Origin of the sequence: Sphingopyxis sp. LC363, from assembly GCF_000756385.1 — a bacterium.
Taxonomy (GTDB): domain Bacteria; phylum Pseudomonadota; class Alphaproteobacteria; order Sphingomonadales; family Sphingomonadaceae; genus Sphingopyxis.
This window is the reverse complement of record NZ_JNFC01000033.1, coordinates 1-20,700: the sequence shown is the minus strand read 5'-3', so window position 1 is coordinate 20,700 and position 20,700 is coordinate 1. Positions and strand designations below refer to the sequence as shown.

The following is a 20,700-nucleotide window of genomic DNA, read 5'->3' as shown; positions in this document are numbered from 1 at the left end:
CCTTAGCGCCGCGCAACGCCGCCTTTCAATTTGGCCTTCTTGATCAGGTCGCCATATTGATGCGCGAGCATGTGGCTCTGGATCTGGCTGATCGTATCGATCGTGACGTTCACGATGATCAGCAGGCTGGTGCCGCCGAGCTGGAAGGGGAGGCCCGATCCGGCGATGAAATATTCGGGGATCAGACAGATCGCCGCCAGATAGGCCGCACCGAGCACGGTGATGCGCGTCAGCACGAAGTCGAGATAGGTCGCGGTATTCTTGCCCGGGCGGATGCCGGGGATGAAGCCGTTCTGGCGCTTCAGATTGTCGGCGGTTTCCTCGGGATTGAAGACGACCGCGACGTAGAAGAAGCAGAAGAAGATGATGCCCGCGGCATAGAGCGCCATATAGAGCGGCTGGCCGTGCGCGAGATATTGGTTGAGCGTGATCAGGAAATCGCCGGTCGCGGTGTCGCCCTGGACATTCTGGCCCATCATCTGCGTCACCGTCAGCGGCATCAGCAGCAGCGACGAGGCGAAGATCGGCGGGATGACACCGGCGGTATTGACCTTGAGCGGCAAGTGGCTGCGGTCGGCCTGCATCACGCCGCGCTGGGTCGCGCGCTTCGGATATTGGACCAGCACGCGGCGCTGCGCACGTTCCATGAAGCTGATGAAGGCGATGATCACGATCGCGCCGCCGATCACGGCGAAAATCGTGCCGCCGCCCATCGAGCCTTCGCGGACCTGCGTGAACATCTGCGCGAAACTGCGCGGCAGCTGGGCGAGAATGCCCGCCATGATGATCAGCGAGACGCCATTGCCGATGCCGCGGCTCGTGATCTGTTCGCCGAGCCACATCAGGAAGAGCGTGCCGCCGACGATCGAGATGACGGCGCCGATGCGGAACATCATACCGGGATCGACGACCGCGGCGATGCCCTGCGATGCGCCGAGCGTTTCGAGCCCGACGGCGATGAAATAGCCCTGGATCGCGGTCAGCGCGACGGTGCCGTAGCGCGTATATTGGTTGAGCTTCTTGCGCCCGCTCTCGCCCTCTTTCTTGAGCGCGGCGAGGCTCGGCGACAGCGCGGCCGCGAGCTGCACGACGATCGAGGCGGTGATATAGGGCATGACGCCGAGCGCGATGATGCTCATGCGCTCGAGGCTGCCGCCCGAGAAGGTGTTGAAGATGTCGAGAACGCCGCCCGAGGCCGCCTGCGAATAGAGGTTCGACAGCGCGACCGGATCGACGCCGGGAAGCGGCACGAACGACAGGAAGCGGAAGACGATCAGCGCGCCGATCGTGAACCAGATGCGGTTCTTGAGCTCGGTCGCCTGACCGAACTTCGAGAAGTTGAGGTTGGATGCAAGCTGGTCGGCGCGAGAGGCCATGGGTGTTTTCCTCGGATAGTCCGGACCGCGCCCCCCGCGACCCGGCGCCTATGTGCGTTCGGCGGTCGCGAAGCGCAAGGGGAAAGGCCTATTTAGCGGTGAGCCGACGCTCCGATCCCGCTTTCAATATCCGTTCGCATCGAGCGAAGTCGAGATGCTCCTCGAACTTGCGCTGTCCCGAGGGGTGTCTCGACTTCGCTCGACACGAACGGGAAGTAGATCTGGTCAAATGACGAAGGACGGCTCCCGAGGAGCCGCCCTCGCCAAAGTCATTCAGCCTTGGCTTCTTCGGCCGGAGCTGCGGGCAGCTCGACCTTGCCGCCGGCCTTTTCGACCGCTTCGATCGCGCCCTTCGACGCGCCGGCGACCGCGAAGCTGACCTTCGCGGTCAGTTCGCCCTTGGCGAGGAGGCGGACGCCGTCCTTGCCGCCGCGCGCGACGCCAGCGGCCTTGAGCGCGGCGTGATCGACGGTCTTCTTGGCGTCGAGCTTCTTTTCGTCGATCAGCTTCTGGATCTGGCCCAGATTCACGATCGCGAAGTCCTTCGCGAAGATGTTGTTGAAACCGCGCTTCGGGATGCGCATGTGGAGCGGCATCTGGCCGCCCTCGAAGCCGTTGATCGCGACGCCGCTGCGCGCCTTCTGGCCCTTCTGGCCGCGGCCGGCGGTCTTGCCCTTGCCCGAGCCGATGCCGCGTCCGACGCGCATGCGGCCCTTGCGGGCGCCGTTGTTGTCACGAAGTTCGTTAAGCTTGATAGTCATGTTGCACTCGCTTTCGCTGTGTTCGCGCTATGGACCGAAACGCTTCAGTCCGGTTCGATTTCACTCGACGGCTGAAAGCCGGGATAGGGCCCGGCCTTTTCCATCACGATGGCCTGGGCGACATAGCCGCGGCCATCGACACTGGTGATCGAGGGGCTGCCGTGAAGCTGCCATCCCCGGTTGAGCAGTCCCTCGACCCGCGCGCAAAAGGCGCTGTCGTCGGGACCGGTCAACAGGCGATAGAGTTTCACCGGCTTCAGCCCTCGACGACTTCCACCATGTGCGGAAGCTTGCGGATCATGCCGCGCACTTCCGGGGTGTCGACCAGTTCGACCTCGCGGTGCATCTTGCCCAGGCCGAGGCCGGTCAGAATCGCACGCTGGCTCTTGGGACGACGGATCGGCGAACCGATCTGGCGGATCTTGATCTTCTTGTCGGCCATGGTCTTACTCCGTCACCGCCGCGGCTTCCGCCTCGGCTGCGCGGTCGGACGCGCCGCCACGCTTGATCAGGTCCGAAACCTTCTTGCCGCGACGCTGCGCGACCGACTTCGGGCTGGTCTGTTCGCCGAGCGCCTCGAAGGTCGCGCGGATCATGTTATAGGGGTTCGAGGTGCCGACCGACTTGGTCACCACATCGGCGACGCCCAGCGATTCGAACACGGCGCGCATCGGGCCACCGGCGATGATGCCGGTACCGGCGGGCGCCGAACGCAGCGTCACATTGCCCGCGCCGAACACACCGCGGCCATCGTGGTGGAGCGTGCGGCCGTCGCGCAGCGGAACGCGGATCATCGCCTTCTTCGCGGCAGCGGTCGCTTTCGAAATGGCTTCGGGCACTTCGCGCGCCTTGCCATGACCGAAACCGGCGCGGCCCTTGCCGTCGCCGACGACGACGAGCGCGGCGAAACCGAAGCGCTTGCCGCCCTTCACGGTCTTCGAAACGCGGTTGATGTGGACGAGCTTTTCAATCAGCTCTTCGCCGCCATCCTCGTCGCGCGGGCGGCGGTCGTCGCGGCGGCCACGGCCACCGTCACGTCCACCACGACCGCCATCGCGGCCGCCGCCACGGCCGCGGCGCGGAGCCTGGCCTTCGGTCGGGGCTGCTTCGGGAGCGCCTTCGGCGTTCTGAATTTCGTCTGCCATGATTAGAACTCCAATCCGCCTTCGCGAGCCGCGTCGGCCAGCGCCTTGATGCGCCCGTGGAACAGGAAGCCGCCACGGTCGAACACGACCTGCGTCACGCCCGCCTTCTTGGCGGCAGCGGCGAGGCGCTTGCCGACGTCGGCAGCCGCCGCGGTGGTCGCGCCGGTCTTGCCGCGGACATCCTTGTCGAGCGTCGAGGCCGAAGCCAGCGTCTGCCCGGCAGCGTCATCGATGAGCTGCGCATAGATGTGACGGCCCGAACGGTGCACCGACAGGCGGGCACGGCCAGCGGCGCGCTGACGGAGGGCGGTACGAACGCGCTGACGGCGTTTCTGGAAAGGGGTAAGATGTGCCATGGCTTACTTCTTCTTGCCTTCTTTGCGGAAGATGTACTCGCCGCGATATTTGATGCCCTTGCCCTTATAGGGTTCGGGCTTGCGCCAACGGCGGATTTCCGCCGCGACCTGGCCGACCTTCTGCTTGTCGATACCGTTGATCTCGATCGTCGTATTGTCCGGCGTCTTGATCTCGATACCCTCGGGCACCGCGAAATCGACATCGTGGCTGTAGCCGAGCTGCAGCTTCAGATTCTTGCCCTGTGCGTTGGCACGATAGCCGACACCGGTGATTTCGAGCACCTTGGTGAAGCCTTCGGTCACGCCCGTGATCAGGTTCTGGACCAGCGTGCGCTGCATGCCCCAGAAGGCGCGGGCTTCGCGGGTGTCGTTCGCGGGCTGCACCGAGATGCTGCCTTCGCCGACTTCATATTTGATGAGGTCGGACAGCGGCATCGCGAGCGTGCCCTTCGGACCCTTGACCGACAGCTGACCGCCGTCGATCGCGGCGGTGACGCCGCCGGGGATCGCTACTGCCTTTTTACCAATGCGCGACATCAGAACACCTCCGCCAGCACTTCGCCGCCGACATTATGCTCGCGGGCTTCGGCGTCCGAGAGAACGCCGCGCGGGGTCGACACGATGGTGATGCCAAGGCCGTTGCGCACGATCGGCAGCTCTTTCGAGCCCGAATAGATGCGGCGGCCCGGCTTCGAGACGCGGGCCACGTGGCGGATCGCCGGCTGGCCTTCGAAATATTTGAGCTCGATGCGGATGCCCTTGTGCTGGCCCTTGGCACCCAGTGCTTCTTCGCTGTAACCGCGGATATAGCCTTCGCGCTGGAGAACATCGAGAACGCGGACGCGCAGGGTCGAGGCGGGAGTCAGGACGCTGTCCTTCTTCGCCTGCTGGCCGTTGCGGATGCGGGTGAGCATATCACCCAGGGGATCGGTCATTGCCATCTTGTCAGTCCCTTACCAGCTCGACTTCACAACACCGGGGATCAGGCCCTTGTTGGCCAGATCGCGGAGCTGGATACGGCACAGCCGGAATTTGCGATAATAGGCGCGCGGGCGGCCCGTCAGCTCGCACCGGTTGCGGATGCGGGTCGGGTTACCATTGCGCGGGATTTCCGCCATCTTGAGGCGCGCGATCAGACGCTCGCCATCGTCGAGCGACGTGTCCGCCGCAATCGCCTTCAGCTTCGCGTAACGGCCGGCATATTTCTTCACCAGCTGCTTGCGACGCTCGTTCTTGTTTACCGAACTCAGTTTCGCCATGACTTAAGTTCTCTTTCCTTCTTGAAAGAGCCTGCCTGGTCCCGAAGGATCAGGCGGCTTCCTTTTCCTGCGCTTCGATCGGGAAGGGGAAGCCGAACAGCTTGAGCAGTTCGCGGGCTTCTTCGTCCGTACGGGCGGTGGTGGTGACGATCACGTCCATGCCGCGCACCTGGTCGATGCGGTCATAGTTGATCTCGGGGAAGATGATCTGCTCTTTCAGGCCCATGGCATAGTTGCCACGGCCGTCGAAGCTGGTCGCCGACACGCCGCGGAAGTCGCGGATGCGCGGCATGGCGATCGTGATCAGGCGATCGAGGAATTCATACATGCGTTCGCGGCGCAGGGTGACCTTGCAGCCGATCGGCATGCCTTCGCGCAGCTTGAACTGCGCGATCGACTTCTTCGCCTTGGTCACGACGGGCTTCTGGCCGGCGATGAGTTCCATCTCGGCAGCGGCCGCTTCGACCTTCTTCTTGTCCTGCGTGGCTTCGCCGACGCCCATGTTGAGCGTGATCTTTTCGATCTTCGGCACTTCCATCGCATTCTTGTAACCGAACTTCTCGGTCATCGCCTTGACGATCACATCGTCGTAGCGCTTGCGCATGCGCGGGGTGTAATTGTCAGCCATTGATCGTCTCCCCGGACTTCACGGCCACGCGGACCTTCTTGCCGTCCTTGGTTTCAAAACGAACGCGCGTCGGCTTGCCGGTCTTGGGATCGGCGAGCGCAACCTTGCTTGCGAACAGCGGCGCTTCCTTGCGCTCGAGACCGCCCTGCGGGTTGGTCTGGCTCGGCTTGCGGTGGCGCGTGATGACGTTGACGCCCGCGACGACGACCTTGCCGTCCTTCGGCAGGCTCTGCGTCACTTCGCCGGTCTTGCCCTTGTCCTTGCCGGACAGGATGACGACCGTGTCGCCCTTCTTGATCTTGTTCGCCATGGTCAGAGCACCTCCGGCGCCAGGCTGATGATCTTCATATAGCCGCGGCCGCGCAGTTCGCGGACGACGGGGCCGAAGATACGCGTGCCGATCGGCTCTTCATTCTTGTTGACGAGCACGGCGGCGTTGCTGTCGAAACGGATCACCGAGCCATCGGCGCGGCGCACATCCTTCGCGGTGCGGACGATGACGGCGCGATGCACGTCGCCCTTCTTCACCTTGCCGCGCGGCTGCGCTTCCTTGATCGACACGACGATCACGTCGCCGACGCCGGCGGTGCGACGCTTCGAGCCGCCGAGCACCTTGATGCACTGGACGCGCTTCGCGCCGCTGTTGTCGGCGACTTCCAATTGTGACTGCATCTGAATCATCGATGCACTTCCTTCTTCCTTGGCCTACCGGGATGCCCCGGCGGTTCCGTGAAACTCTTTAGCCTTCGGCCGCGGCGGGAGCAGCCGGAGCGGCGCCCTTGGGCTTGCTGTGGGTGTCGACCTTGTCGAGCACTTTCCAGGTCTTCAGCTTCGAAATCGGCTTCGTTTCCTCGATGCGGACGGTTTCGCCAGCCTTGATGGCGTTGTCTTCATCGTGGGCGTGATACTTTTTCGAGCGGCGGATGATCTTGCCGTACAGAGGGTGCTTCACCTTCCGTTCGACCTTCACCACGACGGTCTTGTCGCCCTTGTCGGACACCACCGTGCCGGTCAGAATGCGCTTCGGCATCGATAGTCTCCTTACTTCGCGGCCGAGCGCGCGCGCTCGGTCTGCTGCGTCTTGATGCGGGCGATCGAGCGCCGCACTTCCTTGACGCGCGAGGCCTTTTCAAGCTGGCCGGTGGCCGCCTGGAAGCGGAGGTTGAACGCCTCGCGCTTCAGTTCGCCAAGCTGTTCGGCGAGCTGGTCGTCGGTCTTGGCCTTGAAATCTTCGGTCTTGGCCATGTCCTTAACCCTCCAGGTGCGAGGTGTCGCCGAGGCGGGCGATCACCTTCGTCTTGATCGGCAGCTTCATCGCGGCGCGTTCGAACGCCAGCGCGGCCACGGGGCCGGGAACGCCGTCGAGTTCGAACAGGATGCGGCCCGGCTTCACGCGCGCGGCCCAGAATTCCGGCGAACCCTTGCCCTTACCCATACGGACTTCGGCAGGCTTCGACGACACAGGGACGTCGGGGAAGATGCGGATCCACAAACGGCCCTGACGCTTGATCGCGCGGCTGATCGCGCGGCGAGCCGCCTCGATCTGGCGCGCGGTGATGCGCTCGGGTTCCATCGCCTTCAGCCCGTAGGAGCCGAAGTTCAGGCTGGTACCGCCCTTGGCATTGCCATGGATGCGGCCCTTGAAGGCCTTGCGGAACTTGGTTTTTTTCGGTTGCAGCATGTCAGCAGTCCTTAGCGGCGATCTTCACGGGCCGGACGGACACCGGTCGTCTGCGCATCGAGCATCAGACGGTCGGTCGCCATCGGGTCGTGACCAAGGATCTCGCCCTTGAAAATCCAGACCTTGATGCCGCAGACACCGTAAGCGGTGTGCGCTTCGGCCTCGGCATAGTCGACATTGGCGCGCAGCGTGTGCAGCGGCACCCGGCCTTCGCGATACCATTCGGTGCGCGCGATTTCCGCGCCGCCGAGACGGCCGGCGCAGTTGATGCGGATGCCCTCGGCGCCGAGACGCATCGCCGACTGAACGGCGCGCTTCATGGCGCGGCGGAACGCGACGCGGCGTTCGAGCTGGTCGGCAATGCCCTGGCCGACGAGCTTGGCGTCGACTTCGGGCTTGCGGATTTCGACGATGTTCAGCGACACGTCGCTGCCCGTCATCTCACCCAGCTTCTTGCGCAGCTTTTCGATGTCCGCGCCCTTCTTGCCGATGATGACGCCCGGGCGGGCGGCATAGATCGACACGCGGCACAGCTTCGCCGGACGCTCGATCACGACCTTCGAGATCGCGGCCTGCGGCAGGTGCTTGAACACGAACTTGCGGATCTTCAGATCCTCGACAAGCATGCGGCCATAGTCCTGGCCTTCGGCGAACCAGCGGCTGTCCCAGGTGCGGTTGACCTGCAGGCGCAGGCCGATCGGATTGCTCTTCTGGCCCATCTTACGCCTCTTCTTCCTGTTCGCGCACGACGATGCGGATGCGGCTGAACGGCTTGACGATCCGGGTCGACTTGCCGCGGCCACGCGCATGCCAGCGCTTCATCGAGAGCGACTTGCCGACGCTCGCTTCCTTGACGACGAGCGCGTCGACGTCGAGGTTGTGGTTGTTTTCCGCGTTGGCGACGGCGCTGGCGAGAACCTTGCGCACGTCGACGGCCATCGCCTTCTTCGAGAAAGCGAGGACGTTCATCGCGTCTTCGACCTTGCGGCCGCGGATCAGCGCGGCAACGAGGTTCAGCTTCTGCGCCGAGCCGCGAATCTGCGTGCCGACCGAGAGCGCCTCATTGTCCGCAACGCGGCGGGGGGACTTTTCCTTGCCCATTAGCGTTTGCCCTTCTTGTCAGCCGCGTGGCCGGGGAAGAAGCGCGTCGGCGCGAATTCACCCAGCTTCATGCCGACCATGTCTTCATTGACCGACACCGGCACGAACTTGCGGCCGTTGTAGACATTGAAGGTCAGCCCGACGAACTGCGGCAGGATGGTGGACCGGCGCGACCAGGTCTTGATCGGGGCAGAGCTGCCGCCGTCCTGGGCCGTTTCGGCTTTCTTGAGGAGATGGAGGTCCACGAACGGACCCTTCCAGACCGAGCGAGCCATGGCTTACCTCTTCTTCTTCGCGTGACGCGACCGGATGATCATCTTGTCGGTCGACTTGTTGTGACGGGTACGAGCACCCTTGGTCGGCTTGCCCCACGGGGTCACCGGATGACGGCCACCCGAGGTGCGGCCTTCACCACCGCCGTGCGGGTGGTCGACCGGGTTCTTCGCGACACCGCGAGTCAGCGGACGCTTGCCGAGCCAGCGGTTGCGGCCGGCCTTGCCCAGGTTGGTGTTCTGGTTGTCGGGGTTCGACACCGCACCGACCGTGCCCATGCACTCGCCGCGGATGTAACGCTGTTCGCCCGAACCGAGACGCACGATGACGAGGCCGCGGTCACGACCGACGACCTGCGCATAGGTGCCAGCCGAACGGGCGATCTGGCCACCCTTGCCCGGCTTCATCTCGATATTGTGGACGATCGTGCCGACCGGCATCTGCGACAATTCCATCGCATTGCCCGGCTTCACGTCGGTCTTCTTGCCCGCGACGACGGTGTCGCCGACACCCAGGCGCTGCGGCGCGAGGATGTAGGCGAGCTCGCCGTCTTCATATTTCACGAGCGCGATGAACGCCGTGCGGTTCGGGTCATATTCCAGACGCTCGACGGTGGCCGGCATGTCCCACTTGCGACGCTTGAAGTCGATGAAGCGGTACTTCTGCTTGTGGCCGCCGGCGATACCGCGCGAGGTCACATGGCCCTTGTTGTTGCGGCCACCGGTCTTGCGCTTGCCTTCGGTCAGCGCCTTGACGGGCTTGCCCTTCCACAGCGACGATTTGTCGACGAGGATCAGGCCGCGCTGCGCGGGGCTGGTTGGATTATAGGATTTAAGTGCCATTTTCTCTGCCTCTTCCTACAATCAGACGCCCGTGGTGACGTCGATCGACTGGCCTTCGGCCAGGCGGACGATCGCCTTCTTCACGTCGCTGCGGGTGTAGGGCTTGCCTTTCCAGCGCTTGGTCTTGCCCTTGGTGACGAGCGTGTTCACGCTGAGCACCTTGACATCGAACAGCGCCTCGACGGCGGCCTTGATGGCGGGCTTCGTCGCGTCGTTCGCGACCTTGAACACCACCGCGTCATTTTCGCTGAGCAGCGTCGACTTTTCGGTGATCACCGGAGCGAGGATCACGTCATAGTGACGCGCGTCGATGGTTTTTGCCTTAGCCATTACTTGGTCCCTCCCGGGAGGGCGCAGCGGGCCTCCAGCTTTTCGACCGCCGCGCGGGTCAGGACCAGCGTGTCGGCACGGATGATGTCATAGACATTGGCACCGATGGCGGGCAGCGCGTCGACACCGATGAGGTTGGCCGAAGCCATGGCGAAGCTTTCGTGCACCGCGTCACCGTCGATGAAGAGGGCGCGATTGCCGAGGTCCATCTTGCCGAGCTTGCCGGCGAGCGCCTTGGTCTTCGCGTCCTTGAGCTCGAGCGTGTCGAGAACGACGAGCTTGCCGCCCTTCGCCTTGTCGCTGAGCGCCATCTTCAGGCCGAGGGTGCGGATCTTCTTGTTGAGCGAGTGGCCGAAGGTGCGAGCCCGCGGGCCGTGCGCCTTGCCACCGCCGATGAAGATCGGCGCCTTGCGATCGCCGTGACGTGCGGTACCGCCGCCCTTCTGGCGACCGAACTTCTTGCCGGTGCGCGACACATCGCTGCGTTCGCGGGCGGCGCGAGCCGGACCACGGCGCTTTTCGAGCTGCCAGGCGACGACGCGGTGCAGGATGTCGGCGCGGGCGTCGACACCAAAGACGTCGTCGTTAAGATCGATGTCGGTGCCGGCCTTGCCGTCGAGGGTCTGAACCTTGACCTTCATGATCAGGACTCCTGTGCGCCGTCGGTCGCCGCGGTGTCGACGACGGTTTCTTCGACCGGCGTTTCGACCGGCGCGTCAGCCGGGGCTTCGTTGCTGTTGGCCGCGCTCTTGATGCCCGCCGGGTAGGGGGCTTCGGGGTGACGCGGCAGCTTCACCGCATCGCGGACGAGCAGCCAGCCGCCCTTCGAGCCAGGGACCGAGCCCTTGACGAAGAGAAGGCCGCGCTCGACGTCGGTGCGGACGATTTCGAGATTCTGCTGGGTGCGGTTGCGCGCGCCCATGTGGCCGGCCATCTTCTTGTTCTTGAAGACGCGGCCCGGATCCTGGCGGTTACCGGTCGAACCATGCGCACGGTGGCTGATCGAAACACCGTGGGTCGCGCGCATACCGCCGAAACCCCAGCGCTTCATCGCACCGGCAAAGCCCTTACCCTGGGTCACGCCCTGGATGTCGACGATCTGGCCGGCGACGAAGTGGTCGGCCGACAGTTCGGCGCCGACGTCGAGCGTCGCGTCGTCGGCGACGCGGAATTCGACGAGCTTCGCCTTGGGCTCGACTTCGGCCTTGCCATAGGCGCCGCGCTGCGGCTTGGCGACGTTCTTCGCCTTGGCCGAACCGGCACCGAGTTGAACGGCCACATAGCCGTCGCGGTCTTTATCGCGCACGGAGACGACCTGGCAGCCTTCGAGGCTCAGGACGGTGACGGGCACATGGCGGCCGTCGTCCTGAAACAGGCGGGTCATCCCCATTTTCTTCGCGATCACGCCAGTACGCATGATCATACTCCTCAACAGAGGCCGGGCGGACCATTCCGCACGGCGTGTGGGAAGCCATCAGACAAATGCCCGACGGCTACCCTCCCAGCCCAAAATTTCGATGCTTCGCCCCGTCCGGGCTGAGGTGCCGCCATCCCGAAGGAGAAGCGGCGAGACGGGGGACGCAGCCCGGTCTGGATGTTTCCGAGGAAACGACCGGCGGTATCCACCCTATCGTCGGTCCGGATCGCTCCGGACTTGTGCCAGCGCCGAAGCGGCTGGCCGATAGAGACCCCGGTTTTCACCGGGGCTTCGCTGACCTTAGGCCAGCTTGATTTCGACGTTCACGCCCGCGGCGAGGTCGAGCTTCATGAGCGCGTCGACCGTCTGCGGGGTGGGCTGCACGATGTCGAGCAGCCGCTTGTGGGTGCGCACCTCGAACTGCTCGCGCGACTTTTTGTCGACATGCGGACCGCGGTTCACGGTGAATTTTTCAATACGCGTCGGAAGCGGGATCGGGCCGCGAATAAGCGCTCCGGTACGACGTGCCGTGTCGGCAATGTCGGTGGTGGCCTGATCGAGCACGCGGTGATCAAAGGCCTTCAGGCGAATGCGAATATTCTGCGTTTCCATGACTGTTCCAGTCGAATCCCGTCTAACGATGCGAAAGAGCCGAAATGGCCTGCTCCGACTTCCGCTCAGGAAGCCGGATCGGCCATCAAAAACCTTTAAGCTACGAGCCGCGCGAATCGGTCCGAATCGCGCGGCTCGCGGCCCTATATTACTTTGTGATCGTCGCCACAACCCCTGCGCCGACCGTGCGGCCGCCTTCGCGAATTGCGAAGCGCAGACCCGGGTCCATGGCGATCGGGGCGATCAGCTTGACCGACAGCTGGACGTTGTCGCCCGGCATGACCATCTCGGTGCCCTCGGGGAGGATGACCTCGCCGGTGACGTCGGTGGTGCGGAAGTAGAACTGCGGACGATAGTTCGCGAAGAACGGCGTGTGACGGCCGCCTTCGTCCTTCGACAGGACATAGACTTCCGAGGTGAACTCGGTGTGCGGCGTGATCGAGCCGGGCTTGGCCAGAACCTGGCCGCGCTCGACTTCTTCACGGCCGACGCCGCGGATCAGCGCACCGATGTTGTCGCCGGCCTGGCCCTGGTCGAGCAGCTTGCGGAACATTTCGACGCCGGTGACGACGGTCTTCTTGGTGTCCTTGATGCCGACGATTTCGACTTCTTCACCAACCTTGACGATGCCGGTTTCGACGCGGCCGGTGACAACCGTACCACGGCCCGAGATCGAGAACACGTCTTCGATCGGCATCAGGAAGGGCTTGTCGAGCGGACGTTCCGGCTGCGGGATCCATTCGTCGACGGCGGCCATCAGCTTCAGGATCGCGTCCTTACCGATGTTGTCGTCGCGGCTTTCCAGCGCGGCGAGCGCCGAACCGGCGATGATCGGAATATTGTCGCCGTCGAAGTCGCGCTTCGAAAGTTCTTCGCGGATTTCGAGTTCGACGAGTTCGAGCAGTTCGGGATCGTCGAGCTGATCGACCTTGTTGAGGAAGACGACCATGGTCGGAACGCCGACCTGCTTCGCGAGCAGGATGTGCTCCTTGGTCTGCGGCATCGGGCCGTCGGCGGCCGACACGACCAGGATCGCGCCGTCCATCTGGGCGGCACCGGTGATCATGTTCTTCACATAGTCGGCGTGACCCGGGCAATCGACGTGCGCATAGTGGCGGCCGTCGGTTTCATATTCGACGTGCGCGGTCGAAATGGTGATGCCGCGCTCGCGCTCTTCGGGGGCCTTGTCGATGTTCGCGAAGTCGACGGCGGCGTTGCCGGCGACGTTTTCGGCGAGCACCTTGGTGATCGCTGCGGTCAGCGAGGTTTTGCCATGGTCGACGTGACCGATGGTGCCGATGTTGCAGTGCGGCTTCGTCCGCTCAAATTTAGCCTTGGCCATGATTTAAGAACCTTCTTCTTAGGTGTTTCGTTTGATCAGTCCGGACGGGCCTGCTGAATCAGGCGCCGCCCTTAGAGGGTCTTGCCGCGCGGTGCAAGCCCGCGCGGCTTTGACCCATCAGGCCATCTTGGCCTTCACTTCTTCGGCGACGTTGGTCGGCACTTCCTCATAATGCGAGAATTGCATCGAGTAGCTGGCGCGACCCTGGCTGAAGCTGCGCAGCTGATTGACGTAGCCGAACATGTTCGCCAGCGGGACGATCGCCTCGACGACCTGGGCGATGCCCCGGCTGTCGGTGCCCTGAATCTGCCCGCGACGGCTGTTGAGATCGCCGATCACGTCGCCCATGAATTCCTCAGGGGTGACAACCTCGACCTTCATCACCGGTTCGAGCAGCTTGATGCCGGCCTTTGCCGCCACTTCGCGCATCGCCGCACGGCCCGCGATTTCGAACGCCAGTGCCGACGAGTCGACGTCGTGATACGCGCCGTCCGTGAGCTTGATTTCGAAGTCGATGATCGGGAAGCCGATCATGTGACCGTTTTCGGCCGACTCGCGCATGCCCTTTTCGACCGACGGGATATATTCGCGCGGAATGTTGCCGCCCTTGATCTCATCGATGAAGGTGATGCCCGCGCCGCGTTCGCCGGGAGCGACGCTGACCTTGACGCGGCCGAACTGGCCCGAGCCGCCCGACTGCTTCTTGTGGGTATAGTCGACGTCGACGGCCTTCGCGAGCGATTCGCGGTACGCCACCTGCGGCGCGCCGACGTTCGCTTCGACCTTGAACTCGCGCTTCATGCGATCGACGAGGATGTCGAGGTGAAGCTCGCCCATGCCCTTGATGATCGTCTGGCCCGATTCATGGTCGGTCGACACGCGGAACGAGGGATCCTCGGCGGCCAGGCGGTTGAGCGCGATGCCCATACGTTCCTGGTCGGCCTTGGTCTTCGGTTCCACCGACAGCTCGATGACCGGCTCGGGGAATTCCATCCGCTCGAGGATGATCGGCGCGCTGGTGGCGCAGAGCGTGTCCCCGGTGGTGGTTTCCTTGAGGCCGGCGAGCGCGACGATGTCGCCCGCATAGGCTTCTTCGATATCTTCGCGGCTGTTCGCGTGCATCAGCAGCATGCGGCCAACCTTTTCCTTCTTGTCCTTCACCGAGTTCAGATAGGTGCCCTTGTTCAGGGTCCCCGAATAGATGCGGGCGAAGGTGAGCGAACCGACGAACGGGTCGTTCATGATCTTGAAGGCGAGCAGCGACAGCGGCGCCGCGTCCGACGTCTCGCGCGAGTCGGGCTGGTCGTTGTCGGGATTGATGCCCTGAACGTCGGGAATGTCGAGCGGCGACGGCAGATAATCGACGACGGCGTCGAGCAGCGTCTGCACGCCCTTGTTCTTGAACGCCGAGCCGCAAAGGACCGGGACGAACGCCTGCGCCAGCGTGCCCTTGCGGATCAGCGCCTTGAGCTGGGCGACGTCGGGGACGGTGCCTTCGAGATAGGCTTCCATCGCGTCGTCGTCCTGTTCGACGGCGAGCTCGACGAGCTTTTCGCGATATTCGGCCGCCTTGTCGGCGAGGTCGGCGGGGATTTCCTCATAGAAGAATTCGGCGCCGAGGCTTTCGTCCTTCCAGATGATCGCACGCTCGTTGACGAGGTCGACGAGGCCCTTGAAGTCGCCTTCGGCGCCGATGGGCAGATAGAGGACGGCCGGGGTCGCGCCGAGGCGATCGATGATCGTCTGGACGCAATAATAGAAATCGGCGCCGGTGCGGTCGAGCTTGTTGATGAAGCACATCCGCGGAACCTTGTACTTGTCCGCCTGACGCCACACGGTCTCCGACTGCGGCTCGACGCCGGCAACGCCGTCGAACGCGGTGATCGCGCCGTCGAGCACGCGCAAGCTGCGCTCGACTTCGATCGTGAAGTCGACGTGTCCGGGGGTATCGATGATGTTCAGGCGATGCTCGGGACCCTGACCTTCTTCGGCTTTCCACAGGCAGGTGGTGGCGGCCGACGTGATCGTGATGCCGCGTTCCTGCTCCTGCTCCATCCAGTCCATCGTCGCGGCGCCGTCATGGACTTCGCCGATCTTGTAGGACTTGCCGGTGTAATAGAGGATGCGCTCGGTCGTCGTGGTCTTGCCGGCGTCGATGTGCGCCATGATACCGAAATTGCGATAGCGTTCGAGCGGATGGCTACGTGCCATGATCTTTTCCTTGGATTTGGGGGGAGGCCTTGGGAGCCGCCCCCGATATAGGAAGTTTTGTTGCGATTGCGAGACGCCCCCGTAACACGGAGAGCGTCCGGCAAATTACCAGCGGTAGTGGCTGAAAGCGCGGTTCGCTTCCGCCATGCGGTGCGTGTCTTCGCGCTTCTTGACCGCGTTGCCGCGGTTGTTCGACGCGTCGAGCAGTTCGCCCGACAGGCGCGCGGCCATCGTGGTTTCGCTGCGGTTGCGCGCGGCGGTGATCAGCCAGCGGATCGCGAGCGCCTGCGCGCGGTCGGGGCGGACTTCGACCGGAACCTGATAGGTCGCACCGCCGACGCGGCGGCTGCGGACTTCGATGTTCGGGCGAATGTTCGCCAGCGCTTCGTGGAACACGCCGATCGGTTCCTTCTTGGCGCGGGCTTCGACCGACTCGAGCGCACCGTAAACGATGCTTTCGGCGACGGACTTTTTCCCGTCCAGCATGACGCTGTTCATGAATTTCGACAGCACGACATCCCCGAAACGGGGATCGGGCAGGATTTCGCGGCGTTCAGGACGACGACGACGAGCCATAGGTAATTCCTTTTACAACAGCATCCCGGCGCGCTGGCGTCCCGGGATGATCAGATAGCCGAAAAAGCGGTCCTTACTTCGGACGCTTCGCGCCGTATTTCGAACGGCTCTGCTTGCGGTCCTTCACACCCTGCGTATCGAGCACGCCGCGCAGGACGTGGTAACGCACACCGGGAAGGTCGCGCACACGGCCGCCGCGGATCAGCACGACGCTGTGTTCCTGGAGGTTGTGGCCTTCGCCGGGGATGTAGGTGATGACTTCGCGGGCATTGGTCAGGCGGACCTTTGCAACCTTGCGGAGCGCCGAGTTCGGCTTTTTCGGGGTCGTCGTATAGACACGGGTGCAAACGCCGCGCTTTTGCGGGTTTGCTTCCATCGCCGGGACCTTGGACTTCACCTTCTGGAGAGTCCGGCCCTTGCGGACCAGCTGGTTGATCGTGGGCATGAATGCTTCACCTTTTTGTGTCCGCCCATCAAAGCGAACGGTTACTGTACCGCGGTGGATGAAGCTCCGGCCGATAACCCACCGAAAATGGCGGAAAACGGCCGACCTGATAACAGCAAAAGACCCCGGCAGACCTACAAGATCGTCCGGAGGCTCCATCCGCGCCAGCAATGTTCAAGCGCTGTTGCAACTGAAAGAGGCGGCAAACCGCCCTTTTCGGTCGAGCGCGCCCCTAGACCCGATTCCCTTCCGGGTCAAGGGGCTGGCAATATTGTTGCGCCGGACGGAGCGGGCTATCGCGAGTCCATGTCCGCCGTCCGCCACGCCAGCTTCGCCCCGCATGTCGCGCCCGATACAAGACTGCTGATATTGGGAAGCCTGCCCGGCGCCCGTTCGCTTGCCGAGCGGCAATATTACGCCCATCCGACGAACCAGTTCTGGCGCCTGCTCGGCGAGGTAGTGAGCCGGCCGCTCGCGCCTCTGGCCTATGAGGACAGGCTGGCCGCCTTGCGCCGGGCGAAGATCGGCTTGTGGGACGTGATCCGGTCCGCCGAACGGCACGCGAGCAGCGACTCGCATATCCGCGAGGTCGAAGCGCACGACCTCGCCGCGCTGATCGCCGGGCTGCCCGATCTGCGCATGATCGCCTTCAACGGCGGCAAGGCCGCGGCGATCGGACGAAAGCAACTGCCGCCGCTCGAGGACATCGCGCTCGTCGACCTGCCGTCGAGCAGCGCCGCGCATACGATCGGATTCGATGCCAAGCTGGAACGATGGCAATTCCTGCGCGGCGCGCTCTGATCAATCGACGACGGTTCCCCGCGCCATCACGAAATCGACCTTCTTGAGGACGCGCACGTCGGCGACGGGGTCGCTGGCCACCGCGATGATGTCGGCGCTCTTGCCCGGCGCGATCGTGCCGATCTGGTCCGACAGGCCGAGCAGGTCGGCGGCGTTGACCGTCGCCGCCTTGAGCGCTTCGACCGGCGTCATGCCGTGCTGGACCATCAGCTCGAATTCGTCGCCGTTGCGGCCGTGCTTCGAGACGCCGGCGTCGGTGCCGAAGGCGATGCGCACGCCTCTGGGCACGAGCGTTTCGAGGCTTTTGCCGGTGATCGAGATGCGCCATTTGATCTTCGCCAGCACGTCGGGTTCATAGGCGTCGGGATTGGCGGCGAGGCGTTCCTTGTACCCGTTTACGGTCGAGAGCGTCGGGACATAATAGGTCTTCGACTTCGCCCACGCCGCGATCGTCGCGTCGTCGAGGATCGTGCCATGTTCGATCGAGTCGGCGCCGGCGTCGATCGCGAGGCGGATGCCGTCGGCGCCGTGCGCATGAACCGCGACCTTCTTGCCGAACAGATGCGCGGTTTCGACGATCGCCCGCGCCTCGTCGTCGAACATCTGCTTGCCGAGCCCCGCGCCGATGCGGCTGTTCACGCCGCCGGTCGAGGCGAATTTGATCACGTCGGCGCCGCGCCCGATCTGGAGCCGCACCGCGCGGCGGCAATCGTCGGCGCCGTTACAAGTGTTTCCCGCGCCGGCGAAAAAAGGGCGAAGTTCGTCGCGATAGCCGAGTGAGCCGTCCATATGCCCCGCGCTGCCCGAGATGCTGGCGCCGGCATCGACGATGCGCGGCCCCTGCACCTTGCCCGCGAGGATCGCGTCGCGGAGCGCCAGCGTCGCCCCATCGCCGTCGCCGAGGTTGCGCACCGTGGTGAAACCCGCGCGCAGCGTCTTCATGCCGTTGACCTCGGCATTGAAGGCCTGCGCGGCGGGGCTGAGCGTGATTTCCTCGAGCTGGCCGGCGATGCCGCCCGCGTCGCTCGTCAGGTGGACATGGCTGTCGATAAGGCCGGGGAGGACATATTTGTCCTTGAGGTCGATCAGCGTCGCGCCGGGTTCGGCGGGTAGATGGCCGTCGGCGATACTCAGGATCTTGCCACCCTCGACGACGATCGTCGAGGCGCCGCGCGCGGGCTTGCCGGGTTCGGCGAGCAACTGCCCGGCGTGGATGACGGTGCGCGCGGGCGCCTGCGCGGCGAGCGGCGTTGCGATCGCCGCGCCGAACAGCGCGAACGGAAGGACATAAAGCGGCTTCATTTTTGCATCCCCTGTTTTGAATTGGGGAGCGTTAAAGCCGATCAGAAGCCCTTCGTAAAGCGGAGCGCCGCGCCGCGGTCGTCGGGCATCGCGGCGATGTGGCCGGGATCGCGGCGCCACCATGTGTTGGCGATGAGGTCGCCGCCGAACAGCGACAGCGCATAGCTCGCCTCGACCACCAGTTCGCGCCCGGTCGGCGCGAGATTATAGGTGCGGCGGCCGAAATCGGTGTGGCCGCTGGCATAGTCGTGCACGACAGGGAGCATCAGGTCGATGCCGCCGTGCGCGACGCGCAGCGGCTGGGCGAAGCGGAGCGCGGCGCGGTCGCCGGTTTGCAGCAGACCCGCCTTGGCAATGTCGAAGGAGAAGGCGGTCGACCAAAGCGCGCCGCCCGCGACGAGGCCATGCTGGTCGGGGCGCGTGCGCATCTGGCGCCAAGCGGCGGCAATTTGCCAATCATCGCGCATATCGAGAGTGAAGCTGGCGTCGCCGACGAGGCTGGTCGCGCCGCCCGCGCCGAAGACGGGGCCGAGACGGGCGCCGAGGAGGCTGTCCGATTCGCGGAGCCAGCTGGCGCCGAGCGCGGCGCGGACGGGGCCGAAGCGGCCGTCCCACGCGGCACCGAGGCGCCGGTAGCGGCTGTCGCGGCCCGAGCGGTAGCGGAGGAGGGGGTCGTCCTGCCAGCGCGAGCCGGAGACCCAGCCATTTTCCAGCATGACATTAACATATTGATTATCAAATATATTATGCCGGACTATCGTGCCGATGCCGGGGCTTGCGGCAAAGCCCAGCCCTTCGTGCGCGGCGTCGCCGATCAGCATCGCATGGCCGCTTTCGCCGCGCTCGCCCGCGAGCAGGCCGCCGGTGCCGCGCCCCGCCGCGAAGCCGAGGCGCGTCCGCGCGTCGAGGCGCGTCATCACCGAGGCGGCGAGGGTGCGCGCGCGCTGCGCATCGTGGAAAGACAGCCCGGCGAGCGCGTCGGTGCCGCCCGCGCCGGGCGCGGTAACAAGCGAGAGCGCAAGCGACGGGCTTGCGGCGCTTTGCTGGCGGACGAGGCCGCCGATCGCGCCCGACAGCTTGAAATCGGGGCGGCGGAGGCCAAGCGATCCGCCGAAGTCGACGGTAAAGGCACGCCCGAAGCCGTCGGTGACGAGCCCGACCGTGCCCGCGCCGCCCGCGTCGCCCATCGGACCGCCGAGGACGCCGAGCGGCGCGTCGAGCGCGACGGCGGTCGAAGTCCCAGTCAGCGCCGTCGCCCCCATCGGCTGAAAGGCGCGCGCGATGTCGAGGATACCCTGACCATAGACGCCGTCGGCGCCCGCGGCACCGGCATCGCGCGCCGACTGGTAAAGAAGCGAGACGATCTGTTGGCTCGAAAGATTGGGGAAGGCCTCTGCGATCAGCGCGACCGCGCCCGCGACCTGCGGCGCGGCGAAGCTGGTGCCGTTGAGTATGAAGACGAAATTGCCCTCGGTCTTGAGCGCGCCATTTTCATAGGCGCAGCACACCCCCTCGCCCAGCGCGGCGAGGTAGGACCCCGCATAGCCGCCCGCGCGATTGCTGAACGCCGAGATCGCGCCGCTGTCGTCGACCGACCCGGCGATCACGACGAGCCCGCCGCCGGCATCGCGCAGCCCCTGTGCGAAGCGATCGGGGTTGTTCGGATCGTTGCCGTTCGCGCTCGTGTCGCCGTCGTTGCCCGCCGCGACGATGACGATGATTCCCGCCGCGGTCGCGCGCGAGACGGCGGCGCGCAGCGTCGCGCCGGGCGGATCCGCGCCGCCGAGCGAGAGGTTGACGACACGCGCGCCCGCGCTGACCGCGCGGTCGAGCCCCGCGGCGATCGCCGTTTCGGGATAGCGGCAGCCGCTTTCATCGTTCGACGGATCCTCGGTCGCGCAGCTGCCCGGCCGGTCGGCGCGCAGCACGAGCAGGCTGGCGTCGAAGGCGATGCCGAAGGTGCCCGCGTCATTCTTTGCGCCGAGCAGGAGCTGCGCGACATTGGTGCCGTGCGTCCCTTCGCCGTCGATCCCGCGCGATCCCGCAAGGTCGGCGGATTGCGGCGAAATGCGCCCGGCGAATTCGGGGCTGTCCTGATCGATGCCGTCGTCGATGACGCCCGCCAATATGCCCTGCCCGGTGGCCCCCGCCTGATAGGCGGTGATCGCGCGGTGGAAATTGACGCCGTCGGACATCCGCGTTTCGGCGGTGTTGAAATTGCCCTTCGGCGTCGGTGTCGGGG

General features: G+C 64.7%; 30 protein-coding genes. 1 reads left to right on the top strand and 29 read right to left on the bottom strand.

The window, feature by feature from the left end:
* Positions 1 to 2 precede the first annotated feature (2 nt).
* From secY to rpsL, 27 genes are all read right to left on the bottom strand, one after another.
* Positions 3 to 1,376: a preprotein translocase subunit SecY gene (gene secY, locus FG95_RS12845; RefSeq protein WP_037556389.1), complete on the bottom strand. Its 1,374-nt coding sequence runs from the start codon at positions 1,374 to 1,376 to the stop codon at positions 3 to 5.
* A gap of 269 nt (positions 1,377 to 1,645) precedes the next feature.
* A complete protein-coding gene (rplO, locus tag FG95_RS12840; protein WP_037556388.1) occupies positions 1,646 to 2,137 on the bottom strand; it encodes a 50S ribosomal protein L15 in 492 nt (163 codons plus the stop codon).
* A 44-nt stretch (positions 2,138 to 2,181) separates the two neighbouring features.
* On the bottom strand, positions 2,182 to 2,388 hold the full coding sequence (locus tag FG95_RS12835) for a DUF1737 domain-containing protein (protein ID WP_037556386.1): 207 nt from the start codon (positions 2,386 to 2,388) through the stop codon (positions 2,182 to 2,184).
* Positions 2,389 to 2,393: 5 nt separating this feature from the next.
* Positions 2,394 to 2,579: a 50S ribosomal protein L30 gene (rpmD, locus tag FG95_RS12830; protein ID WP_037515666.1), complete on the bottom strand. Its 186-nt coding sequence runs from the start codon at positions 2,577 to 2,579 to the stop codon at positions 2,394 to 2,396.
* Between the two features lie 4 nt (positions 2,580 to 2,583).
* The gene (gene rpsE / locus FG95_RS12825) at positions 2,584 to 3,282 is read right to left on the bottom strand and encodes a 30S ribosomal protein S5 (RefSeq protein WP_037556385.1); all 699 of its coding nucleotides are present in this window, start codon (positions 3,280 to 3,282) and stop codon (positions 2,584 to 2,586) included.
* A gap of 2 nt (positions 3,283 to 3,284) precedes the next feature.
* Complete coding sequence (rplR, locus tag FG95_RS12820) at positions 3,285 to 3,638, bottom strand: 50S ribosomal protein L18 (protein WP_037556384.1); 354 nt, start codon at positions 3,636 to 3,638, stop codon at positions 3,285 to 3,287.
* A 3-nt stretch (positions 3,639 to 3,641) separates the two neighbouring features.
* A complete protein-coding gene (rplF, locus tag FG95_RS12815) occupies positions 3,642 to 4,175 on the bottom strand; it encodes a 50S ribosomal protein L6 (RefSeq protein ID WP_037556381.1) in 534 nt (177 codons plus the stop codon).
* The gene (gene rpsH, locus FG95_RS12810; protein WP_037556380.1) at positions 4,175 to 4,579 is read right to left on the bottom strand and encodes a 30S ribosomal protein S8; all 405 of its coding nucleotides are present in this window, start codon (positions 4,577 to 4,579) and stop codon (positions 4,175 to 4,177) included. The genes rplF and rpsH overlap by 1 nt, the downstream gene beginning before the upstream one ends.
* Before the next feature lie 12 nt (positions 4,580 to 4,591).
* Positions 4,592 to 4,897, bottom strand: coding sequence for a 30S ribosomal protein S14 (rpsN, locus tag FG95_RS12805; RefSeq protein WP_037556379.1), 306 nt, complete (start codon positions 4,895 to 4,897; stop codon positions 4,592 to 4,594).
* 49 nt (positions 4,898 to 4,946) lie between these two features.
* Positions 4,947 to 5,525: a 50S ribosomal protein L5 gene (rplE, locus tag FG95_RS12800; protein WP_037556378.1), complete on the bottom strand. Its 579-nt coding sequence runs from the start codon at positions 5,523 to 5,525 to the stop codon at positions 4,947 to 4,949.
* A complete protein-coding gene (rplX, locus tag FG95_RS12795; protein ID WP_037556376.1) occupies positions 5,518 to 5,835 on the bottom strand; it encodes a 50S ribosomal protein L24 in 318 nt (105 codons plus the stop codon). Before rplX ends, rplE begins: the two co-directional genes overlap by 8 nt.
* A 2-nt stretch (positions 5,836 to 5,837) precedes the next feature.
* The gene (gene rplN / locus FG95_RS12790; RefSeq protein ID WP_011543078.1) at positions 5,838 to 6,206 is read right to left on the bottom strand and encodes a 50S ribosomal protein L14; all 369 of its coding nucleotides are present in this window, start codon (positions 6,204 to 6,206) and stop codon (positions 5,838 to 5,840) included.
* A 58-nt stretch (positions 6,207 to 6,264) separates the two neighbouring features.
* Complete coding sequence (rpsQ, locus tag FG95_RS12785) at positions 6,265 to 6,555, bottom strand: 30S ribosomal protein S17 (protein WP_037556374.1); 291 nt, start codon at positions 6,553 to 6,555, stop codon at positions 6,265 to 6,267.
* A gap of 11 nt (positions 6,556 to 6,566) precedes the next feature.
* A complete protein-coding gene (rpmC, locus tag FG95_RS12780) occupies positions 6,567 to 6,770 on the bottom strand; it encodes a 50S ribosomal protein L29 (RefSeq protein ID WP_037556372.1) in 204 nt (67 codons plus the stop codon).
* Positions 6,771 to 6,774: 4 nt separating this feature from the next.
* A complete protein-coding gene (rplP, locus tag FG95_RS12775) occupies positions 6,775 to 7,206 on the bottom strand; it encodes a 50S ribosomal protein L16 (protein WP_037515653.1) in 432 nt (143 codons plus the stop codon).
* 11 nt (positions 7,207 to 7,217) lie between these two features.
* Positions 7,218 to 7,925 (bottom strand): 30S ribosomal protein S3, encoded by a 708-nt coding sequence (rpsC, locus tag FG95_RS12770; RefSeq protein WP_037556371.1) that lies wholly within the window; start codon positions 7,923 to 7,925, stop codon positions 7,218 to 7,220.
* A gap of 1 nt (position 7,926) precedes the next feature.
* On the bottom strand, positions 7,927 to 8,307 hold the full coding sequence (gene rplV / locus FG95_RS12765) for a 50S ribosomal protein L22 (protein WP_011543083.1): 381 nt from the start codon (positions 8,305 to 8,307) through the stop codon (positions 7,927 to 7,929).
* Complete coding sequence (rpsS, locus tag FG95_RS12760; protein ID WP_037556370.1) at positions 8,307 to 8,582, bottom strand: 30S ribosomal protein S19; 276 nt, start codon at positions 8,580 to 8,582, stop codon at positions 8,307 to 8,309. The genes rplV and rpsS overlap by 1 nt, the downstream gene beginning before the upstream one ends.
* A 3-nt stretch (positions 8,583 to 8,585) precedes the next feature.
* Entirely contained in the window at positions 8,586 to 9,422 is an 837-nt protein-coding gene (gene rplB / locus FG95_RS12755) for a 50S ribosomal protein L2 (RefSeq protein ID WP_037556366.1), read from the bottom strand.
* A gap of 21 nt (positions 9,423 to 9,443) precedes the next feature.
* Positions 9,444 to 9,752, bottom strand: coding sequence for a 50S ribosomal protein L23 (locus FG95_RS12750; protein ID WP_037556365.1), 309 nt, complete (start codon positions 9,750 to 9,752; stop codon positions 9,444 to 9,446).
* A complete protein-coding gene (gene rplD / locus FG95_RS12745; RefSeq protein ID WP_037556363.1) occupies positions 9,752 to 10,393 on the bottom strand; it encodes a 50S ribosomal protein L4 in 642 nt (213 codons plus the stop codon). Before rplD ends, FG95_RS12750 begins: the two co-directional genes overlap by 1 nt.
* 2 nt (positions 10,394 to 10,395) lie before the next feature.
* Complete coding sequence (gene rplC, locus FG95_RS12740; protein ID WP_037556402.1) at positions 10,396 to 11,169, bottom strand: 50S ribosomal protein L3; 774 nt, start codon at positions 11,167 to 11,169, stop codon at positions 10,396 to 10,398.
* A gap of 300 nt (positions 11,170 to 11,469) precedes the next feature.
* Positions 11,470 to 11,781, bottom strand: a complete 312-nt coding sequence (gene rpsJ, locus FG95_RS12735; protein WP_003042199.1) for a 30S ribosomal protein S10 — start codon at positions 11,779 to 11,781, stop codon at positions 11,470 to 11,472.
* A gap of 148 nt (positions 11,782 to 11,929) precedes the next feature.
* The gene (tuf, locus tag FG95_RS12730; RefSeq protein WP_037556362.1) at positions 11,930 to 13,123 is read right to left on the bottom strand and encodes an elongation factor Tu; all 1,194 of its coding nucleotides are present in this window, start codon (positions 13,121 to 13,123) and stop codon (positions 11,930 to 11,932) included.
* 117 nt (positions 13,124 to 13,240) lie between these two features.
* Complete coding sequence (gene fusA, locus FG95_RS12725) at positions 13,241 to 15,334, bottom strand: elongation factor G (RefSeq protein WP_037556360.1); 2,094 nt, start codon at positions 15,332 to 15,334, stop codon at positions 13,241 to 13,243.
* 105 nt (positions 15,335 to 15,439) lie between these two features.
* Complete coding sequence (gene rpsG, locus FG95_RS12720; protein WP_037556359.1) at positions 15,440 to 15,910, bottom strand: 30S ribosomal protein S7; 471 nt, start codon at positions 15,908 to 15,910, stop codon at positions 15,440 to 15,442.
* A 73-nt stretch (positions 15,911 to 15,983) separates the two neighbouring features.
* Positions 15,984 to 16,355 (bottom strand): 30S ribosomal protein S12, encoded by a 372-nt coding sequence (rpsL, locus tag FG95_RS12715; RefSeq protein ID WP_037556358.1) that lies wholly within the window; start codon positions 16,353 to 16,355, stop codon positions 15,984 to 15,986.
* A gap of 306 nt (positions 16,356 to 16,661) precedes the next feature.
* On the opposite strand from rpsL, the gene FG95_RS12710 reads away from it, so the two are divergent.
* Positions 16,662 to 17,156, top strand: a complete 495-nt coding sequence (locus FG95_RS12710) for a DNA-deoxyinosine glycosylase (RefSeq protein ID WP_037556356.1) — start codon at positions 16,662 to 16,664, stop codon at positions 17,154 to 17,156.
* On the opposite strand, the gene FG95_RS12705 is transcribed toward FG95_RS12710, so the two are convergent.
* Both FG95_RS12705 and FG95_RS12700 read right to left on the bottom strand, forming a co-directional pair.
* Positions 17,157 to 18,458, bottom strand: a complete 1,302-nt coding sequence (locus FG95_RS12705; protein WP_037556355.1) for a metal-dependent hydrolase family protein — start codon at positions 18,456 to 18,458, stop codon at positions 17,157 to 17,159.
* A gap of 41 nt (positions 18,459 to 18,499) precedes the next feature.
* Positions 18,500 to 20,700, bottom strand: a 2,201-nt coding sequence (locus FG95_RS12700; RefSeq protein WP_052182346.1) for a S8 family peptidase, incomplete at its 5' end; no start/stop codon positions are given.

Coding starts and splice junctions, on each gene's coding strand:
- rplE (WP_037556378.1), bottom strand. CDS start 5,525: ATGGCTGACAATTACACCCCGCGCATGCGCAAGCGCTACGACGATGTG.
- rpsL (WP_037556358.1), bottom strand. CDS start 16,355: ATGCCCACGATCAACCAGCTGGTCCGCAAGGGCCGGACTCTCCAGAAG.
- FG95_RS12750 (WP_037556365.1), bottom strand. CDS start 9,752: ATGGCTAAGGCAAAAACCATCGACGCGCGTCACTATGACGTGATCCTC.
- rplO (WP_037556388.1), bottom strand. CDS start 2,137: ATGACTATCAAGCTTAACGAACTTCGTGACAACAACGGCGCCCGCAAG.
- fusA (WP_037556360.1), bottom strand. CDS start 15,334: ATGGCACGTAGCCATCCGCTCGAACGCTATCGCAATTTCGGTATCATG.
- rpsE (WP_037556385.1), bottom strand. CDS start 3,282: ATGGCAGACGAAATTCAGAACGCCGAAGGCGCTCCCGAAGCAGCCCCG.
- rplP (WP_037515653.1), bottom strand. CDS start 7,206: ATGCTGCAACCGAAAAAAACCAAGTTCCGCAAGGCCTTCAAGGGCCGC.
- rpsS (WP_037556370.1), bottom strand. CDS start 8,582: ATGGCTCGCTCGGTCTGGAAGGGTCCGTTCGTGGACCTCCATCTCCTC.
- rpmD (WP_037515666.1), bottom strand. CDS start 2,579: ATGGCCGACAAGAAGATCAAGATCCGCCAGATCGGTTCGCCGATCCGT.
- FG95_RS12705 (WP_037556355.1), bottom strand. CDS start 18,458: ATGAAGCCGCTTTATGTCCTTCCGTTCGCGCTGTTCGGCGCGGCGATC.
- rpsH (WP_037556380.1), bottom strand. CDS start 4,579: ATGGCAATGACCGATCCCCTGGGTGATATGCTCACCCGCATCCGCAAC.
- rpsN (WP_037556379.1), bottom strand. CDS start 4,897: ATGGCGAAACTGAGTTCGGTAAACAAGAACGAGCGTCGCAAGCAGCTG.
- rplC (WP_037556402.1), bottom strand. CDS start 11,169: ATGCGTACTGGCGTGATCGCGAAGAAAATGGGGATGACCCGCCTGTTT.
- rpsC (WP_037556371.1), bottom strand. CDS start 7,925: ATGGGCCAGAAGAGCAATCCGATCGGCCTGCGCCTGCAGGTCAACCGC.
- rpsQ (WP_037556374.1), bottom strand. CDS start 6,555: ATGCCGAAGCGCATTCTGACCGGCACGGTGGTGTCCGACAAGGGCGAC.
- rplD (WP_037556363.1), bottom strand. CDS start 10,393: ATGAAGGTCAAGGTTCAGACCCTCGACGGCAAGGCCGGCACCGACATC.
- secY (WP_037556389.1), bottom strand. CDS start 1,376: ATGGCCTCTCGCGCCGACCAGCTTGCATCCAACCTCAACTTCTCGAAG.
- rpmC (WP_037556372.1), bottom strand. CDS start 6,770: ATGGCCAAGACCGAAGATTTCAAGGCCAAGACCGACGACCAGCTCGCC.
- rplN (WP_011543078.1), bottom strand. CDS start 6,206: ATGATTCAGATGCAGTCACAATTGGAAGTCGCCGACAACAGCGGCGCG.
- rplX (WP_037556376.1), bottom strand. CDS start 5,835: ATGGCGAACAAGATCAAGAAGGGCGACACGGTCGTCATCCTGTCCGGC.
- rplR (WP_037556384.1), bottom strand. CDS start 3,638: ATGGCACATCTTACCCCTTTCCAGAAACGCCGTCAGCGCGTTCGTACC.
- rpsG (WP_037556359.1), bottom strand. CDS start 15,910: ATGGCTCGTCGTCGTCGTCCTGAACGCCGCGAAATCCTGCCCGATCCC.
- rpsJ (WP_003042199.1), bottom strand. CDS start 11,781: ATGGAAACGCAGAATATTCGCATTCGCCTGAAGGCCTTTGATCACCGC.
- FG95_RS12710 (WP_037556356.1), top strand. CDS start 16,662: ATGTCCGCCGTCCGCCACGCCAGCTTCGCCCCGCATGTCGCGCCCGAT.
- rplF (WP_037556381.1), bottom strand. CDS start 4,175: ATGTCGCGCATTGGTAAAAAGGCAGTAGCGATCCCCGGCGGCGTCACC.
- tuf (WP_037556362.1), bottom strand. CDS start 13,123: ATGGCCAAGGCTAAATTTGAGCGGACGAAGCCGCACTGCAACATCGGC.
- rplB (WP_037556366.1), bottom strand. CDS start 9,422: ATGGCACTTAAATCCTATAATCCAACCAGCCCCGCGCAGCGCGGCCTG.
- rplV (WP_011543083.1), bottom strand. CDS start 8,307: ATGGGCAAGGAAAAGTCCCCCCGCCGCGTTGCGGACAATGAGGCGCTC.